This window comes from Ruminococcus sp., assembly GCF_024691275.1.
Classification (GTDB): Bacteria; Bacillota; Clostridia; order Oscillospirales; family Ruminococcaceae; genus Ruminococcus.
On sequence record NZ_JAILNU010000045.1, the window covers coordinates 1 to 18239 of the forward strand.

The 18239-nt window shown below is 46.5% G+C and carries 14 protein-coding genes and 1 pseudogene; 13 read left to right on the forward strand and 2 right to left on the reverse strand.

Going from position 1 to position 18239, the window contains the following annotated elements; all coding sequences use genetic code 11:
* From K6G33_RS05720 to K6G33_RS05740, 5 genes are all read left to right on the forward strand, one after another.
* Positions 1 to 441: transposase (locus K6G33_RS05720; RefSeq protein ID WP_296777234.1), on the forward strand; the 441-nt coding region annotated here is incomplete at its 5' end.
* A 171-nt stretch (positions 442 to 612) separates the two neighbouring features.
* On the forward strand, positions 613 to 816 hold the full coding sequence (locus K6G33_RS05725) for a hypothetical protein (protein WP_296777236.1): 204 nt from the start codon (positions 613 to 615) through the stop codon (positions 814 to 816).
* 90 nt (positions 817 to 906) lie between these two features.
* Positions 907 to 2538 (forward strand): recombinase family protein, encoded by a 1632-nt coding sequence (locus tag K6G33_RS05730; protein WP_296777237.1) that lies wholly within the window; start codon positions 907 to 909, stop codon positions 2536 to 2538.
* A gap of 296 nt (positions 2539 to 2834) precedes the next feature.
* On the forward strand, positions 2835 to 3800 hold the full coding sequence (locus K6G33_RS05735; RefSeq protein WP_296777238.1) for a GNAT family N-acetyltransferase: 966 nt from the start codon (positions 2835 to 2837) through the stop codon (positions 3798 to 3800).
* Between the two features lie 13 nt (positions 3801 to 3813).
* Positions 3814 to 4566, forward strand: a complete 753-nt coding sequence (locus K6G33_RS05740) for a tRNA threonylcarbamoyladenosine dehydratase (RefSeq protein ID WP_296777239.1) — start codon at positions 3814 to 3816, stop codon at positions 4564 to 4566.
* Positions 4567 to 4630: 64 nt separating this feature from the next.
* Here K6G33_RS05740 and nudC read toward each other — a convergent pair whose 3' ends face one another.
* A complete protein-coding gene (nudC, locus tag K6G33_RS05745; protein ID WP_296777241.1) occupies positions 4631 to 5449 on the reverse strand; it encodes an NAD(+) diphosphatase in 819 nt (272 codons plus the stop codon).
* A gap of 187 nt (positions 5450 to 5636) precedes the next feature.
* On the opposite strand from nudC, the gene K6G33_RS05750 reads away from it, so the two are divergent.
* The 3 genes and pseudogenes from K6G33_RS05750 to sigE form a co-directional block, all read left to right on the forward strand.
* Complete coding sequence (locus K6G33_RS05750) at positions 5637 to 7358, forward strand: DEAD/DEAH box helicase (RefSeq protein ID WP_296777242.1); 1722 nt, start codon at positions 5637 to 5639, stop codon at positions 7356 to 7358.
* A 261-nt stretch (positions 7359 to 7619) separates the two neighbouring features.
* Positions 7620 to 8435, forward strand: a complete 816-nt coding sequence (locus K6G33_RS05755) for a sigma-E processing peptidase SpoIIGA (protein WP_296777244.1) — start codon at positions 7620 to 7622, stop codon at positions 8433 to 8435.
* A gap of 4 nt (positions 8436 to 8439) precedes the next feature.
* Positions 8440 to 9153 (forward strand): annotated as a pseudogene (gene sigE / locus K6G33_RS05760) (RNA polymerase sporulation sigma factor SigE); the annotation flags it as partial.
* Positions 9154 to 9232: 79 nt separating this feature from the next.
* Here sigE and K6G33_RS05765 read toward each other — a convergent pair.
* Positions 9233 to 10135 (reverse strand): hypothetical protein, encoded by a 903-nt coding sequence (locus K6G33_RS05765; RefSeq protein WP_296777245.1) that lies wholly within the window; start codon positions 10133 to 10135, stop codon positions 9233 to 9235.
* A gap of 300 nt (positions 10136 to 10435) precedes the next feature.
* Between K6G33_RS05765 and recJ the strand changes: the two genes are divergently transcribed.
* The 5 genes from recJ to rlmD are packed head-to-tail and all read left to right on the forward strand — an operon-like array spanning position 10436 to position 18224.
* Positions 10436 to 12460, forward strand: a complete 2025-nt coding sequence (gene recJ, locus K6G33_RS05770; RefSeq protein ID WP_296777247.1) for a single-stranded-DNA-specific exonuclease RecJ — start codon at positions 10436 to 10438, stop codon at positions 12458 to 12460.
* A gap of 25 nt (positions 12461 to 12485) precedes the next feature.
* Entirely contained in the window at positions 12486 to 14783 is a 2298-nt protein-coding gene (locus K6G33_RS05775) for a bifunctional (p)ppGpp synthetase/guanosine-3',5'-bis(diphosphate) 3'-pyrophosphohydrolase (RefSeq protein ID WP_296777249.1), read from the forward strand.
* A gap of 12 nt (positions 14784 to 14795) precedes the next feature.
* Complete coding sequence (locus K6G33_RS05780) at positions 14796 to 15440, forward strand: MBL fold metallo-hydrolase (protein WP_296777251.1); 645 nt, start codon at positions 14796 to 14798, stop codon at positions 15438 to 15440.
* Entirely contained in the window at positions 15427 to 16905 is a 1479-nt protein-coding gene (hemZ, locus tag K6G33_RS05785) for a coproporphyrinogen dehydrogenase HemZ (protein WP_296777253.1), read from the forward strand. Before K6G33_RS05780 ends, hemZ begins: the two co-directional genes overlap by 14 nt.
* Positions 16869 to 18224 carry a 23S rRNA (uracil(1939)-C(5))-methyltransferase RlmD gene (rlmD, locus tag K6G33_RS05790; RefSeq protein ID WP_296777255.1) on the forward strand — a complete coding sequence of 452 codons (1356 nt, stop codon included), beginning with the start codon at positions 16869 to 16871 and terminating at the stop codon, positions 18222 to 18224. The genes hemZ and rlmD overlap by 37 nt, the downstream gene beginning before the upstream one ends.
* Positions 18225 to 18239: the final 15 nt, after the last annotated feature.

Consider the following 18239-nt stretch of genomic DNA (forward strand, 5'->3'; position numbering starts at 1 on the left):
AGATACAATAAGCGTCTGACACAGGAAAAAGAAGTGTTTGAGGCTTTCTGGTCATGGGCAGAAAAAATATATCCGACAGTACTTTCAAAGACGCAGCTTGGAAAGGCATTTGATTATGCTTTCAAGCGCAGAGAATATCTCGGTAATTATTTTGAGAATGGCAACTGCGCCATCTCAAATAACATAGCCGAAAATGCTATCAGACCATTTACAGTTGGCAGAAAGAACTGGCTGTTCAGTGATACTCCCAAAGGAGCTAAAGCAAGTGCCGATGTCTACAGCATAGTAGAAACTGCCAAAGCAAACGGACTTGATGTTTTCAAGTATTTTGAGTTGCTTCTCACTGTACTGCCAAGTATGGCCTTCCTGACAAATCCGGATATACTTGAAGAGCTTCTGCCCTGGAATGAATCTGTGCAGAAAATTTGTAAAGCAATATGAGTAATCCCCGAGCCACAGCTCGGTGATCTACCATTTAAAGGTGGTATGTTATTGAGCGGTTACGATATTTTTGTATCTTATGGAAAGCGGTTTATTTGACGCTTACGGACGTATTCCTTCCAAAAGGAATCTGATGTATAATAAAGTCTAAGCGAGTCCATAGAATAAATTATGAATAACAACAGAACAATGCAGGAAATGAACGAGCAGTACAAGGACTGTCCCGTTCAGGTCAACACCTATGAGGTGGACGGTCGCACTTACAGAGTGCATAGCCATTTCATCGGTGATCGTGACATAAACGATGTAATGTATCGGTACGCTGAGGACAGGGCGATGAGTGAAATGCTCGGTATCGTCCCTAAAACAGCTTAAAACTTTTTCTCAAAAGCTATTGCCTTTTCCGCAAAGGCGCGCTATAATAGTCTTAGCGGTAAAAGGTCGCTTTGGGAGAAAGGAGTTGTTATGTTACCAAAGCAGACCAATTACAATGTGGGAATGTACCTCCGCCTGTCCCGTGATGATGAGCGTTCGGGTGAATCCCTTTCGATAGAAAACCAGAGAAAAGTCCTGACTTCCTACATCAAAGAACAGGGCTGGACTCTGTACGATGAGTATGTGGATGACGGAATCTCAGGCGTGACTTTTGATCGCCCAGGTGTGCAGAGGATGCTCGAAGATGCAAAGGCAGGAGAGATACACCGGATACTCTGTAAGGATATGAGTCGTTTCGGTCGTAATTACATCATGGTGGGGCAATATGTAGACTACATTTTTCCAATGTATAATATCCGCTTTATTGCTCTTACGGACAACATTGATACAGCTAATTCAGACAGTGCAAGTATGGATATGCTCCCGATCATGAATGTTTTTAATGAATGGCACGCCGCAAATACTTCCAAAAAAGTTCGTGCAGTCATTGAGGCAGGAGCAAAGGCAGGCAAGTACAAAACCACCTCGGCAGCCTACGGTTATATCAAGGGCGATAATGAAAAATGTACGCCTATGATCGATCCCGAAACTGCTCCTATCATTGAGCGTATCTTCAAGATGAGGGCGGCAGGCTACAACATTACAAAAATATGCAGAGTGCTGAACGATGAGGGTATTCCTTCGCCATCCGTGTACAGGTATCAGAAGCTCGGCAAGACCGATCCAAAATACTCACATCATCTGTGGAGCAACAACACGGTCAAGAGTATTCTGCATAACCCTATCTACATCGGCAACCTCGCACTGCTCCGCCGTACAACCGTGAGTTACAAAAACCACAAGGTCATCAACAAGGATGAATCCGACTGGATAATTATGGAGCATAATCATGAGCCCATTATCTCTCAGGAGTTATGGGATAAAGTATGCGAAATTGACGCATCGGTAAACCATGGCAAGAACACAAAAACAGGTGTTGTAAAACCACTTTCGGGACTTTGCTACTGTGATACCTGCGGAACAAAAATGAAGCAGACAGCAACTGCTAACAGTAAACGTCCTGTCGGCTATGTATGCACCTTGTACGGTAATTTCGGCAAGTCACACTGCACTTCACACTACATCACGCAGAAAGCTCTTGAAAAAGTTGTGCTTGAAGATATTCAGCGACAGATTGACTTTGTGACGAATGACAGCAAGGCGAGAGAAAAGAATCTTGCAAGAAAACGTAAGAAGGAAGAGGCTGAGGAACATTCCAATAAGAAACGCTATCAGGAAGTCAGAAAGCGTTTCGAAGAACTTGACGGACTTATCCAGAGCGTTTATGAGGACAAGTTTAGCGGTAAAATTCCCGAAGATGTTTGTATTCGCCTTATCGAAAAATATCAGGCAGAACTGAAAACGTTGCAGGAAGAATATGAGGTGCTGAAAGAGAGTGCCGAAACTGAAAAGCAGATCGAGGACGATGTGGACGAATATATCCGCCGCCTGAGATCCTATGCAGGGGCTGAGGAGCTTACAAGGCAGATGGCACTCGACCTGATCGAGTATATCACGATAGACCGCAATCCCGACAAGAGAAGCGATCCCCGAGACATACACATCTACTATAAACTAATCGACAAGCCCCTGAAAAACAAAAGAAATTCCCTTGCGGACTAAGCAGGGGCATACGATAAAACAGATTGATACTCAAAAAAGCTATTTTGTTTGATTGAAGGATAGATTACTACCCATAATTGCAGCTTACGAACGCTGTTCGATGCAAAGTACATGATATACAGGTTCATTTCTGCCGCTCACGCTCATATTCTGTATCCACTACCACAAAAAACACGATCCGCTGCCCATAATGATATCTCACGCGATACTCGATCTTGCCACAGCTATGACAATACTCGCAACATCTGCCGACCATAGCCTGTACGAGAAAATTAGCAATACATAAGGAGGATAATATGAATATCAGAAGATTTGTAACTTCAGATGCCCAAGCTGTTTCGGCTCTCGTAATAAAAACCATAAGGATCTCCAACGTCAAGGACTATCCTGCCGAGATCATGGAAGAGCTTGCAAAGTCACAGCAGCCGCAAAATATCCTCGAACGCGCAGGCTGGACACACTTTTACGTTGTGGAGGAAGATGATAATATCATCGGCTGCGGCGCTATAGGCCCTTTCTGGGGCAAGGAGGACGAGAGCAGTCTGTTCACGATATTTGTGCTCCCCGAATGGCAGGGCAAAGGCGTTGGCAGGCTCATTATGGAAACTCTCGAAAAGGACGAGTATTTCCTCCGTGCAAAGCGCATAGAGATCCCATCGTCCATTACAGCCTGCCAGTTCTACCGAAAGTTCGGCTACGACTACAAGAACGGCTTTGCAGAGCTTGACGAGGAGCACCTTTACCGCCTTGAAAAGTTCAGGGATATCAGTAATTCCACTATAAAAGAAATAAACAGGAACGATATTCCCGAATGTGTAAAGGTCATAAAAGAAAGCTTTATGACTGTAGCTGATGAATTTGGTTTTACTGTTGAAAATGCACCGCGATTTGTTGCTTTTGCAACTACTGACGAAAAGCTTTTCTCGCAGTATGACAATGAGCACCGTCCGATGTATGCATACTTTTCCGAAGATGGAAGAATAATAGGCTTCTATTCACTGCTCAAACTTGACAACAACGAGTGTGAGCTGAATAACCTCTGCGTACTCCCGGACTACAGGCACAATAACATCGGCAGCAAGCTTTTCAGCCACGCCTGCGAAACAGCAAAGGCTGCGGGCTGCGTGAAAATGGTTTTCAGCATAGTCGAAGAGAACGTAAAACTGCGCAAATGGTACGAGAAGAACGGAGCTGTACACACAGACACAAAGAAATTCGACTTTTTCCCTTTCACCTGCGGCTATATGGAAAAAACTCTTTGATAAGGAGAAGAATATGTCTGATATTTTTTCAAGAACTCAGCTTCTCATGGGTGATGAAGCTATGGATATACTTGCAGGATCCCGTGTTGCCGTTTTTGGCATCGGCGGTGTGGGCGGATATACCGTTGAAGCTCTCGCACGTTCGGGAGTGGGTGCGCTTGACCTCATTGACGATGACAAGGTGTGCGTGACCAATATCAACCGCCAGATCATCGCTCTCCGCAGCACAGTGGGTATGTACAAGGTCGATGCTGCCGCAGAGCGTATCCGCGACATCAACCCCGACTGCAAGGTCACCTGCCACAAGCTGTTCTATATGCCAGAGACTGCCGATAAACTCGACTTTTCACAGTACGATTATGTTGTTGATGCCATAGACACTGTCTCAGGCAAGATAGAAATAATCGAACAGGCTAAAAAAGCAGGGATACCTGTGATAAGCTCCATGGGCGCGGGCAATAAGCTAGACCCGACCGCTTTTGAGGTCGCGGATATCTACAAAACATCGGTATGCCCACTTGCCAAAGCCATGCGGTATCAGCTGAAACGCCGCGGGATAAAAAAACTGAAAGTGGTATACTCCAAGGAACTTCCAATAGAACCACTGGGAAAGGCTGTCGATGACGGATCCGGACAGACCGATATGCGTACAGGCTCGTCAAGACGCTCCACACCAGGTTCTACAGCGTTTGTCCCCTCAGTTGTGGGACTTATCATCGCAGGCGAGGTCATAAAAGACCTCACAGGTGTCAGATCAAGGAAATAATACAACAGCCCCAAAAGCTGCCTGAACAGGTGCTTTCGGGGCTGTTTTTTCCGTACAGTGTCCATCAGACCTTTCCGACTTTGAACACCTTCATCATCTCATTTGTCAGACTTGCATTGTTTGGCTGTAATACTATATCCTCACGCTTTACCCATTCTGCATATCTGAGCTCATTTTCGTCCATATGTATCTCTCCGCTGCCGTCCGCCTCACAGAAGAATCCCACAAGCATATCCTGAGCCATTCCCCACGGCTGAGACTTATAATAGCGGATATTCTTTACCTTGACTCCTGTTTCTTCCATGACCTCGCGCTCTACAGTCTGTTCAAGGGTCTCCCCTATCTCGGTGAAACCCGCAACAAGTGCATTATGAGCGTAGCCTCGGCGATAGCGTGTGATGAGTATGCTGTCACCTTTAACAACACCGACAATAACCGCAGGATTTATCCTCGGATATATGACGTTTCCGCACTCAGGACAGCGCATCGCTCGTTCGCTCTCATGAAAAACGAGTTTCCTTCCGCATCTGCCGCAGTAAATGCTGTCGTTATACCACTTCCACAGGTGATACGCTGTAAAAGCTGCAAAAAGCTCATTTCCGCAAAAGCTGTCACGAAGCTCACGCAAAGTCATGCAGACGTATGCACTATCCGGTGCCCGAAGCTCCGAAAGGGCAATGAAATAGCGCTTATCATCAATGGAAAATGCATATATATTCCTGACACAATCCGCGTACTTTCCGTCAGGAAAGCGTATCTCTCCGCTCTGCACATCAACAAGCAGCCTTCCGTCCTTATCAAAGCATATAAGAGTATCGGCTTCACGTATCTCATGACAGGCGAAGCTGTTGTCGAGCCTGCTCGGGTAAATATCCTGTATCATATGATCCTCCTTTTGCAGCAATTTATCATAAATATTATACGTCATACCCTCATTTTTGTCAACAGTCGGCGTTTAATGGAAATGAATCGGAAACATGAGCCGAGGATCACAAAATCCCTTGACCTTTTCAGCTTTTTGTGCTATGATAAAGAGTATTGGAATAACAGAAGACGAGAAAGGATAAAAGATGCATTTTAATGAATTGAATTTATCAGATGAGCTTCTCCGTGCTGTAGATGAGTTGGGATATACGGAGATGACTGAGATACAGCAGCAAAGCATACCTCTGCTCCTCGAAGGACGCGACGTTGTGGGCCGCTCCAACACAGGTACAGGCAAGACAGCCGCTTTCGGAATACCTGCCGTTGAGAGCATCACAGATGCCGACAAAAAATCGGCTGTAGTCCTTATCCTATGCCCTACACGCGAACTCGCTATGCAGGCAAACGATGAGATACGCAAATTCGCCAAATTCAAGGAGGGCGTAAAGACCTCCGCTGTATACGGCGGCGCAAGCATGGAAAAACAGATCCACGAACTGAAACGCGGCGCAAATATCATTATCGGTACTCCGGGACGTGTAATGGATCATATCCGCAGAAGGACACTGAAGCTGGAAAACCTCCGCACAGTTATTCTCGATGAGGCTGATGAGATGCTGAATATGGGCTTCCGCGAGGATATCGAGTCCATACTCGCAGATGTCCCCGAGGACAGACAGACCGTGCTCTTCTCGGCAACTATGCCTAAGGAGATAATGGCGATCACCGAGAAATACCAGACCGATCCTGTTCATGTAAAGATAAGATCCGCTCAGAAGACTGTCGAGCTTATCGAGCAGTTCTACTTTGAAGTCGCTATGGGTCGAAAGACCGACGCTCTCAGACTTCTCCTTGCTGCCTATAAGCCCTCTTCCGCAATGGTTTTCTGCAATACAAAGGCTATGGTAGATCAGCTTACGGAAGAACTGGTGAAAAGCGGCTTCCGTGCAGCAGGGCTTCACGGCGATATGAAACAGATACAGCGTACTCAGGTCATGAACAGCTTCAAGAACAATACGACTGAGATACTCGTTGCAACCGACGTTGCTGCCCGCGGAATCGACGTAAGAGGCGTTGACGCTGTTTTCAACTACGACCTGCCTCAGGACAACGAATACTACATTCACCGTATCGGCAGAACAGGCAGAGCGGGCAGAACAGGTACTGCTTACACGCTTATCAGCGGAAGAAAGCAGCTTTTCGATCTACGTGCCATCGAGAAATACACTCACGCAACAATACGCGAGATGCCGCTGCCCGAAAAGTCCGATATCATCGCCATGACCAAGGAAGCTGTCGTCAAGGAGATATCCGAGGCAGAAGCAGGTCACAACGCTTATGATATCCTCGACAGACTTGCAGGAATGGGTATTGATTACCGCGAAGCTGCTGCAAGAGTGATCGCAAAGCAGCTAAACGCTGCTACAGAATCACTTCCCGACCTCGAAAGCGCACGTCCGCTCAAAAAGGGCAGGAACAGCGGCGCTAAGACTGTAAAGATAGTCATAAATATCGGCAGGAACCGCCGCATTGCTCCTAATTTCATTCTCGGAGCACTTGTTGACGCTACAGGAATGACAGGAAGGGATTTCGGCAAGATCGACATATTCGACGAGCATACCACTGTTGAAGTTCCCGAGACCGAATGCGAGTACATAATCGACAGCACCGATTCCATGAAAATAAACGGCAACAAGGTCGAGGTAAAGCTGTTCAAGGGCAGCAGCTTCAATGACCACAAAAACCGCAGATATGACGAAAAGCCACGTTTTGACCGCAAAAAATCCGCTTACGGGAACAGAAAAAAAGCCGAGATCTACTCGGATTATATACCAAACCGTAAAAAACGCACGAAAAAAAGACACTGAGAGGTGATATGAATGAGCCGTAACAATAAACCGCAGAAGCCTACATGGACTCGTATTGCGATCCTTGCATTGGCTGTACTTATGATATTGGGTGCTATCTCACTTCCGTTTTTAAGATAATATCGTCAGGGCTGAAGCCGATAATGCTTCAGCCCTGTTTTTTTATGCCTGCATCAATATACTTCGATGACAGGCTTTGACATATTCCGCACACAAGATGCATTATAATATTACTACAGACAGCAAGTCAGGAGGTGTCCCGTGCAAACCATCTACGTTGATGTACTTATAGTCCTGAATATCTATGTCAATTTCTTCCTTCTGCGCATCACCGCAGCTGTCACGCACTCGCCGCTGCGCACGGGAAGATGTATCCTTTCATCGGTCTACGGGAGCTTTTTCTCCCTGACCATACTTCTGCCAGAGCTTAACAACGCAGTTAATCTTGCTGTAAAATCTGCGGCTGCTGCAAGCATCGTTGCACTTGCCTTCGGCTTGCACGGCAAAAAAAGGCTGCTCATAAATACAATCGCCTTTTTTGCGGCAAATTTTGTGCTCGCAGGTACAGTCTACAGCGTTTACTCCCTGCTCAGTCCAAGCTTCGTACACTTCAACAACGGAAGCTTCTACATAGACTTTTCCCTGATGATACTCATTATAACAACTGCTGCCCTTTATGCCGCCATATGGCTCATACGCCTGTGGACTGACCGCGCTCCCGAAGGGAACTATACGATATATGTTCGTTCAGGCAAAAAGATCCTCACCGTAAGCGGACTTGCCGATACAGGCAACTGCCTTGTAGACTGGTTCACAGGCTCACCTGTTATAGTCTGCTCAGCTGACAGCTACGCACAGCTTACAGGCTCACACATTGATATTGCAAAACTCCCGAAGGGCTTCAGGATAATCCCCTGCTCCGCCGTTTGCGGCGACGGACTTATCCCTGTATTCCGTCCCGACGAAGTGCTTATCACCAGCAGTTCAAGCGGCGAACGCAAAACAGTCGATGCAGTTATTGGCTTTGGTGAACACGTTGGAAAAGCCGTGTTCAACCCGAAGCTTCTGAAAATATAAGCAAAAGAAGGAGAAAATCATGAACATCATCAAAAAACTGAAATTATTGCTGAAAAAATTCTTCACAGGCGAGGTCTTCTATGTAAACGGCTCGGATACTCTGCCGCCGCCTCTTACACGGCAGGAGGAAGAAGAGGTCTTCACACGGCTCGTCACTCATGACCCTGATGCACGAAACTGCCTTATCGTACATAATCTGCGGCTCGTTGTCTATATCGCCAAAAAGTTTGAATCAACCGGCATAGGCATCGAGGACCTTGTTTCCATCGGCACTATCGGACTTATCAAGGCTGTGAACACATTCTGCCCGACTAAAAATATCAAGCTCGCCACTTATGCTTCAAGATGCATCGAGAACGAGATACTCATGTTTCTGCGCAAGTCCTCACAGTACCGCAACGACCTCTCTATCGACGAGCCGCTGAATATCGACTACGACGGCAATGAGCTCCTGCTGTCGGATATTCTCGGTACTGATGACGATATTGTAAACAAGGGCATCGAAACAGAAGCCGAACGCGAAATACTCCGCAGTGCCGTTGCCGAGCTCGGCGACCGCGAAAGAGAGATCATGGAGATGCGCTTTGGACTAATCGACGGCAAGGAAAAGACACAAAAAGAGGTCGCAGACTGCATAGGTATATCTCAGTCTTACATTTCAAGGCTTGAAAAGAAGATAATCAAGAAACTCCGTATAAAAATAGAAAGTGTAACATGACAGTAACATTAAAAATGCCCTTGTAACTGACATTATAGTTCAGTTACAGGGGCATTTATTCATTCAATTAATTTTTCTCTTATTTTCCCGGTGTATAAGGCTCTGTTTTAAGAAGTTTGGCGTTTTGCTCCAGATCAACGTTGATAGTTACAAATGTAAGCTTTGGCTCTGCGCCGGGATAAACGACAGTAGTCTTACAAAGCACAAGATAATTTATACCTGCAACTACCTGACTGCCAAGATATGCCACAGAATCAAACTGTACACCTAATGAGTCTTTAATCGCTGCATCAAAAGCTTCTTTTACTTTTGGATTTTTATCAAGCTTTGTATCGCCTTCATTCGCTATAAAACCACCTGGCATCGGTGCGCCTATGATTTCATCTATGCCTGTAACAGAAGCATTCTTTTCAGTATCCTCGTAAACGTATACAAAAGCGAATTTAGGCTTAGGATCAAGCGTAACAGGCGTGATCCTGCAAAGGATACAATAATTATTTCCTGATACGATCTGAGTTGCAACCAGATCCGTAGGCTCATACTTTGCGCCCATGAGACCTGTAACAGCCTTTTCTAACGCTGCAAGTGCGTCAGGATGAACTTCGATACTTGTATCACCTTTTACTACTTCCCAACCGCCGAGAACGGCATCGGAATTTGCAGGAATACAACTGATTGGAGCTCCGCCCAAAACATCGCTGATCTTAGTGATCGTTGCATTTCCATCAAGATCGGCATAAACAATTACCTTCTTTAAAGTTACCACAGGTTCAAGTGTTGCGAGAGTAACTTTACAAAGAATACAATAATTCTTGCCTGCAACCAACTGAGTTGCCAGTAAAGCGAGAGGCTCATATTTTGCCCCTACGATTCCTTCGATTGCCTTATTAAATGCTGCCAGTGCATCAGGGTGTTTATCAATACTCATATCTCCCTGAGTAACGATCCAACCGCCGACAAAGATATTGTTTTCTGCGTTCATAGTAAGACCTCCTGAAAAATTAGTATAGAATAGTTAAGAATAGAAATGCTGTGCAATGATAATAAATTTTCTTTAAACAATTAAATTTCTTGATTAAACGTTTTGTTTTGATTGTATACTCCTAACAGAAGTTTTTTGCATCGATGCAATTTTATTATATATTACTTCTAATGAAAAGTCAATAGTTTTGAAAAAATTTTTTCGTTTTTGAAAATAATGTTTTTTCATGCCTTTCTATTGAAAAAAACTCCTTTTTGTGCTATAATAAATTATATATTTCTTCTTGTCAGGAGTTGTTCTATGAAAAAATGGACAGTCGGCAAACCCGACAGAAATTCGGTCTCTGCTCTGATGCTGGGCTGCGGAGTAACTTCCCTTGCTGCTGCTGCGCTTGCTGCAAAGGGTTATTCTTCTCCCGAGTCTGTTATTGATGCGCTGAATACGGACGAGCTTTCAGACCCATTCCTCATAAAGGATATGCAGGAAGCCGCAGATATTATCAATTCAGCTATTGACAACGGCGAAAAGATCTGCATATACGGAGATTTCGACTGTGACGGCATCATGTCCACAGTGATTCTATTTTCCTATTTGACAGAAACAGGCGCTGATGTCATATATTATATCCCCGAACGCTCGGAAGGCTACGGTCTGAATATGGAGGCTGTGGATAAAATAAAGGACGACGGCGTTTCACTTATTATTACCGTGGATAACGGCATTTCCGCCATTGCGGAGGCTGAACATATCTACGAACTCGGCATGAGACTGGTCATCACGGATCATCATCAGGCAGGCGAACAGCTCCCACACGCAGAAGCTGTGGTCGATCCGCATCAGCAGGACTGCTTTTCACCTTTCAAGGATATGTGCGGTGCAGGCATCGCTCTGAAGCTTGTTGCTGCCCTCGACGGAGGCGACTACACCATGGCTCTTGAACAGTTCGGCGACCTTGCCGCCATTGCAACTATCGCCGACATCGTAAGCCTTAAAGGAGAAAACCGTTTCCTTGTTTCCTACGGTCTCGAACTTATAAGCAACTCCGACCGCCCTGCTATTATGGCTCTGAAAGAAGTCTGCGGTCTTAACAACAAACCTGTCGATTCACGCTCTGTCGGATTCGGGATAGCTCCCCGTATCAATGCAGCAGGCAGAGTTGGCTCACCGCGGGCTGCGGCTGAGCTTTTTCTCTGTGAAGACTTCGAGGAGGCGCTTACCGCCGCACAGGAGCTCGACAAGCTCAATAATATCCGCAAAAAAACCGAAAACGACATCATTTCCGAGATCGCGGAAATGGTCGATAAACGTCCCGAGCTTATACGCGGTCGAGTTATCTTCCTCTGCGGCACTAACTGGCATCACGGTGCGATAGGCATTGTCGCTTCAAGAGTTGTGGAACGCTTCGGCAAGCCCTGCTTCATCGCTTCGGATTCCGATGGAGAGATTCGCGGTTCTGCACGTTCTTTCGGCGATTTCTCCGTTTTCGGTGCGCTTACGGCTTCTGCCGAGGTGCTTGAGAAATTCGGTGGACACCCCGGTGCAGGCGGTTTTACCGTAAAAAACGGCAAAACCGAGGAATTCAGACAGCTCCTTGAAAAGTATGCCCTTGAAAACAACAAGATCATGCCTGCGGCTGAGCTTAAAGCCGACAGTCCCCTGTCTCCCGCAGAGCTTACCGTTCAAAACGTGGAAGGGCTGAATGTTCTCGAACCCTTCGGCACTGACAATGAAAAGCCGCTTTTCTTTATCGAAAATGCTCAGATACTTGATATAATCCCGCTCTCAAACGGCGCTCATTCAAAGCTTTGCCTAAAGCTGGGATACACAAAAGCCGATGCGCTCGTTTTCGGGAAGCCGCCGTCTGAACTCATCGTTGAAAAAGGAGGCATCTGTGATATGATCGTTTCGCTGAATATCAACGAATATAACGGCAAAAGATCCGTAAGCATCATCGTCACCGATCTGCGTCCTCATATATTTGAACAGAGCAGATACTTCGCTGCCCTTTCAGCGTATGAAGCTTTTCTGCGCGGTGAGGAGCTCCCGAAGAACTATTACCCAAGCATGAACCCCACACGAAATGATGTGGTCAAGATATACAAAGCCATTCCCAACGACGGGATATGCGCCGATACCCTTTATATCAGGCTTAACGACAAAAGCATCAATTACTGTAAATTCTGTGTTTCTGTAGAAGCACTCAGACAGCTGGGACTTATTACCGTCTCATGCTCGGATACAAAGATAAAAAGAGTCAGGGTCTCGCAGAAAGCCGATCTGGACTCAGCTCCCGTACTTGTTTCCCTGAGAAGCAGGCTCGGCTGATTTCCATAGACAAAGGAGAATAGATATGACAGATGACATGAATATGCCTAATTTCATACATCACGATCTGGAGATCCCGCTGCCCGATACAGCTTTTCCCAAAGATCCTACCGCCTTCCTAAGTGATATCCCTGATTTCAACGACGATTTCACTATAGAGAAGATCATTCAAAAAATTCTTACTGACGACAAGCAGTATGACCTGAGCAAGATCATATCCGCTTATGAGTTTGCTGCAAAAGCTCATGAGGGTCAGACGCGTTCATCAGGCAAGCCGTATATTATCCACCCCCTTGCCGTTGCGTATACCCTTTTGGAACTCGGTATGGACACGGATACTATCTGTGCTGCCCTTCTCCACGATGTTGTCGAGGATACAGATGCAACTCTCGACGACCTGAAAAAACGCTTCGGTCAGGACGTTGCTCTTCTTGTTGACGGCGTTACGAAACTGAGCAAGATACCTACCTCCACCAAAGAGGAGCAGCAGGCTGAGAATATCAGAAAGATCCTCCTTGCAATGTCGCAGGATATCCGCGTTATGATAATAAAGCTCAGCGACCGCCTTCATAATATGCGTACCCTGAAGTACCGTCCCCTTGATAAACAGCGCAATACTGCCCTTGAGACCATGAATATCTATGCGCCTATCGCTCATCGACTCGGTATCAGGACTATAAAAGAGGAACTTCAGGATCTCGCCTTCCATTACCTCGATCCCTATGCCTACACCGAGATAGAAAATATCCTCGAAAACAAAAAGGAAGAGCGTGAGGCTTTCATTGAGATCATCAAAAGCCGCATCGCTCAGCGTTTCAAGTCCGAGGAATTCACTCAGCCGCCTCAGATAGACGGCAGAGTAAAGAGCATATACAGCATTTACCGAAAGATTTTCATAAATCACAAGAATATCGACGAGATATACGACAAGTACGCTGTTCGTATAATCGTTACCACGATCGCTGAGTGCTACAATGTGCTCGGACTTATCCACGATATGTTCAAACCCCTGCCAAACCGCTTCAAGGATTATATCTCCACACCTAAGAACAATATGTATCAGTCGCTGCATACAACTGTTCTCGGCAAGGAGGGTATCCCCTTTGAAGTTCAGATACGTACATGGGATATGCACGAGACTGCCGAATACGGTATCGCTGCACACTGGAAGTACAAAGAAGGCATTCAGGGCAAGGACAAAATGGAACAGCGTCTTGCATGGGTGCGTCAGGTAATAGAGGCTCAGCAGACCTCAGACGACGTTGAGGAGATCGTCCGTATCATCAAGACAGATCTCGACCCAGAGGATATCGTCGTTATGACACCTAAGGGTATGTCTGTAAGTCTCCCTGTAAATTCTACAGTTATCGACTTCGCTTACCGTATCCATACCGAAATAGGTCACAAGACCACAGGTGCTAAGGTAGACGGAAGGATCGTTCCTCTTGATTATAAGCTCCAGACAGGTCAGATATGCGAGATAATCACCAGCAAAGACCCCGAAAAGGGTCCTAACCGTGCATGGCTCAATATCGTACAGACCAACGAAGCTCGTTCAAAGATTCGCTCATGGTTCAAGAAAGAACGCCGCGATGAGAATATCCTTGAAGGCAAATCCCAGCTCGACCGCGAATTCAAGCGCCACAGGATCAACCTCAAAGAAGAACAGTATACCGAGTTCTTACAGGACGATTTCAAGCGCCACAACTGCGAGACACTCGATGATTTCTATGCTTCTATCGGCTACGGCGGTATCCTGCTCTCAAAAATAATCCCGCGACTTAAAGATAAGTACGAAAAGCTGTACCAGAAGGAAGCAGATTCGGCAGCTGTTCCCCTCATCAAGCCAAAGCCGAACGGCAGAAGCAGCATTATCCTCGATCAGATAGATGATATGCTCATAAAGTTCGCACAGTGCTGCAATCCGCTACCGGGTGATGATATCATCGGCTTCATCACACGCGGATACGGCGTTTCGGTACACACAACGAGCTGCACCAACTACAAAGCCGCTCTTGCAAGAAATAACCACGAGGAGCTCGAACGCTGGGTGGATATACAGTGGACAGACAACAGTGATACTCAGCTACAGACAAGCTTCGAGGTCACTGCTACAGACCGTGTGGGACTTGTTTACGATATTTCCGCTGTACTTCTCGAAGCCCGTGTGCCTATCGTACATTCAGCTTCAAGAGTTCTGAAAAACGGCAATGCGCTATTTGAAGGCACTATCGTTATTTCCAGCACCGAACAGCTCAAGAATTTGTTTGAAAAGCTAAGAAAGATCAAAGGCGTTATCTCTGTTGAGAGAGCCGCCATTTAAGGGGTTATACACATGAAGATACATCATTTACAGCTCGGACCTCTCCGCGCAAACTGCTATATCATCGAAACTGCTCCCGGACGCTGCATCGCAGTAGATGTAGGCGGAGACAGCCGTCTTTTCCTTGAATTCCTGAAAATGAAAAAGCTGCGCCTTTCAAAAATACTCCTCACCCACGGTCATTTCGACCATATGGGCGGTGTGGAAGCCGTGCGAAAAGCTACAGGCGCAGAGGTGTATATCCATGAGTTAGATGCGCATATGCTCGGCAGCGCCTCCGCTTCACTGGCTGCGGACATGGCTTTCATGACATTTGCCCCCGTTACCGACTGGACAAGTGTCTGCGGTGACTGCTTCATAAACGACGGCGACTATACCTTCAAGGTGCTGCACACTCCCGGACACTCACGAGGAAGCGTATGCTATATATGTGAGGACGTTATCTTCTCGGGCGATACTCTTTTCTGCTGCTCTGTCGGCAGAACCGATTTTCCTGACAGCAGCTCGTCCGATATGACGTATTCACTGAATATACTTGCAAACCTCGTTGGCGACTATAAAGTATATCCGGGACATAACGAAAGTACAACTCTCGATTATGAGCGAAGCTCAAACCCATACTTGAAACAATTCAGAGGTACAAATGACGAGCGATAATTATAAAATGCCGATCATTCTGGTCGGCAATTCTTTTAAATATGAGATAGAAGCTACTATGAAGCTGTTTTTCAATACAGCCCGTTACAGCTTCGGCAGCTCCCGTGATGAGATATCAGGCGATGAATATGTCATCGCAGAAGTTGATGGGAACAAGCTTAAAGCAGAAGTAAGGCTTAAAGGCGAAGATGCCGTTATACGCGAGATCAGCGTCGATGATGATAAGAACAAAGAGCACGAGATTTGCAGGCTCATATATCACATTCTTTCTGAAAAGACAGGCATAACACCTCCATGGGGTCTTATGACAGGCATCAGACCCGTAAAAAAGGTTGTGGAGCTCATTCGCAGTGATGTCCCAAAGGAGGATATCTTCCGTCAGCTCTCCGATAAGTACGAGATATCCCCGAAAAAATTACAGCTTGCATATGATACCGCTGTGAACCAGCTGCCTATACTCGACAGGATAGACAGTTCTGCTGTCAGCCTTTATGTCTCTATACCCTTCTGTCCTACAAGATGCAGCTATTGCTCATTCGTGTCCCATTCAATGGACTCCGCTATAAAGCTCATGCCCGAGTATATAGACGCGCTCTGCCGTGAGCTGGAAATAGTCGGCAGGATAGTCAGGGAGACCGATACAAAAATTGATACTATCTACTTCGGCGGCGGTACTCCCACATCTGTGTCCGCACAGGAGCTGCGTACCATAATGGAGGCTGTCGAAAAGAACTTCGACCTTGCAAAGGTGCGTGAGTACAGCGTTGAGGCAGGCCGTCCCGATACCATCACCGAAGAAAAGCTCCGCGTTATCAAGGAGCTCGGTGCAGGACGTATTTCCGTAAATCCTCAGACTCTCAACGATGATGTACTGAAAGTCATTGGCAGAAACCATACAGGTACGGATTCTATAAAAGCCTTTGAGCTTGCCAGAAAAATCGGCTTCACCAATATCAACACAGACCTTATCGCAGGTCTTCCCACTGAATCTGCCGAGAGCTTCCGCAATACCCTCGACCGCATGATAGAGCTCGACCCCGAGAGCATTACCGTACACACCCTCACTATAAAGCGTTCTGCAACTCTGTTCGAGAACGGCAAAGCCAATATCTCAAATCCTGCGGCTGAAATGGTGGACTACAGCATTCCTGCCCTTATGTCTCACGGATATCTCCCTTACTATATGTACCGCCAGAAAAATACTGTGGATAATCTGGAAAACGTCGGCTATGCCAAAAAAGGCTATGAGAGCTATTACAATATCTTCATTATGGACGAGACACAGACTATCCTCGGCGCAGGCTGTGCGGCTTCGACCAAACTCGTCTACCCTGACGGCAAAATAAACCGAATACACAATTACAAATTCCCATATGAGTACATCAAGCGCTTTGACCAGCTCATGGATAAAAAAGAGGAGGTGACGGAATGCCTGAAAAGAATAAAATATATACAGCCGAAATAACAGGTCTTACATCAGAAGGCAGCGGCGTATGCCGCATTGACGGTATGGCTGTGTTCGTGCCTGAAACTGCCGTTGGCGACATAATTGAGGTGAAGATCGTCAAGGTTCTGAAAAGCTATGCTTTCGGCATCATTGAAAAGATAATCACGCCTTCCACCGACCGTATCGAAAACACCTGCCCCGTATACAAAAAATGCGGCGGCTGCCTGTTCAGACACATCTCCTATGATGCCGAATGCAGTACAAAGGACGGCATTGTCCGCGACGCATTCACTCGCATTGGCGGACTTTCTCCGAAATTTGACAGCTATGTCGGTGTCGAAGTTACTGAGCATTACCGCAATAAGGCACAGTACCCTCTTGCAAATATTAACGGCAAGGCAGTGTGTGGCTTCTTTGCACCTCGCAGTCACCGTCTTGTTCCCATAACCGACTGCGCCCTGCAGCCTGCCGAGTTCAGCGATATTCTCAAAACGGTCACAGCTTATATCAACGAGAAGAAGCTCTCCGTGTACAACGAGGAGACAAACACGGGCATAATTCGCCATATCTATATCCGTCGCGGTGCTCACTCGGGGGAGATAATGGTCTGTCTCGTTGTTCGCAAGGACATTTCAAGGCAGCTCTCCGCGCTTTGCAGGGAGCTTACCGCGAAATTCCCGGATATAAAAAGCATCATCATGAACATCAATCCCAAAAAGACCAACGTTATTCTCGGCGATGAATGTGTAACGCTCTGGGGAAGCGATACTATCTCCGATACAATGTGCGGAAATACTATCGAGATATCTCCCCTCTCATTCTATCAGGTGAACACGATACAGGCTGAACGCCTTTATGCTAAAGCCCTTGAATACGCTGCTCCCAAGGATACCGACGTTATTGCCGATCTTTACTGCGGCGCAGGTACTATAGGTCTTTCAATGGCTGAAAAGGCAGCAAAGATAGTCGGCGTGGAGATAGTTCCGCAGGCTGTCGAAAACGCAAAGAAAAACGCCGATCGCAATAGCATAACCAATTCTGAGTTCTACTGCGGCGATGCAGGAAAGGTTTTCAGCGACCTGCGTAAAAAAGGCTGTGCGCCTGATATTATCGTGGTCGATCCTCCGCGAAAAGGCTGTTCGGCTGAAACTATCGACGTTATCGCAGACGCTTCTCCTCGAAAAATTGTCATGATATCCTGTAACCCGTCAACGGCTGCCCGTGATGCAAAGCTCCTTTCCCAGCGCGGCTACAGCGTTGACAGAGTGTGCGGATTTGATCTGTTTGCCCGCTGCGGACACACGGAATGTGTGGTTTTGATGACGTGGAACCAATAATATTCATTTGGAAAG

Coding starts and splice junctions, on each gene's coding strand:
- K6G33_RS05725 (WP_296777236.1), top strand. CDS start 613: ATGAATAACAACAGAACAATGCAGGAAATGAACGAGCAGTACAAGGAC.
- K6G33_RS05730 (WP_296777237.1), top strand. CDS start 907: ATGTTACCAAAGCAGACCAATTACAATGTGGGAATGTACCTCCGCCTG.
- K6G33_RS05735 (WP_296777238.1), top strand. CDS start 2,835: ATGAATATCAGAAGATTTGTAACTTCAGATGCCCAAGCTGTTTCGGCT.
- K6G33_RS05740 (WP_296777239.1), top strand. CDS start 3,814: ATGTCTGATATTTTTTCAAGAACTCAGCTTCTCATGGGTGATGAAGCT.
- nudC (WP_296777241.1), bottom strand. CDS start 5,449: ATGATACAGGATATTTACCCGAGCAGGCTCGACAACAGCTTCGCCTGT.
- K6G33_RS05750 (WP_296777242.1), top strand. CDS start 5,637: ATGCATTTTAATGAATTGAATTTATCAGATGAGCTTCTCCGTGCTGTA.
- K6G33_RS05765 (WP_296777245.1), bottom strand. CDS start 10,135: ATGAACGCAGAAAACAATATCTTTGTCGGCGGTTGGATCGTTACTCAG.
- recJ (WP_296777247.1), top strand. CDS start 10,436: ATGAAAAAATGGACAGTCGGCAAACCCGACAGAAATTCGGTCTCTGCT.
- K6G33_RS05775 (WP_296777249.1), top strand. CDS start 12,486: ATGACAGATGACATGAATATGCCTAATTTCATACATCACGATCTGGAG.
- K6G33_RS05780 (WP_296777251.1), top strand. CDS start 14,796: ATGAAGATACATCATTTACAGCTCGGACCTCTCCGCGCAAACTGCTAT.
- hemZ (WP_296777253.1), top strand. CDS start 15,427: ATGACGAGCGATAATTATAAAATGCCGATCATTCTGGTCGGCAATTCT.
- rlmD (WP_296777255.1), top strand. CDS start 16,869: ATGCCTGAAAAGAATAAAATATATACAGCCGAAATAACAGGTCTTACA.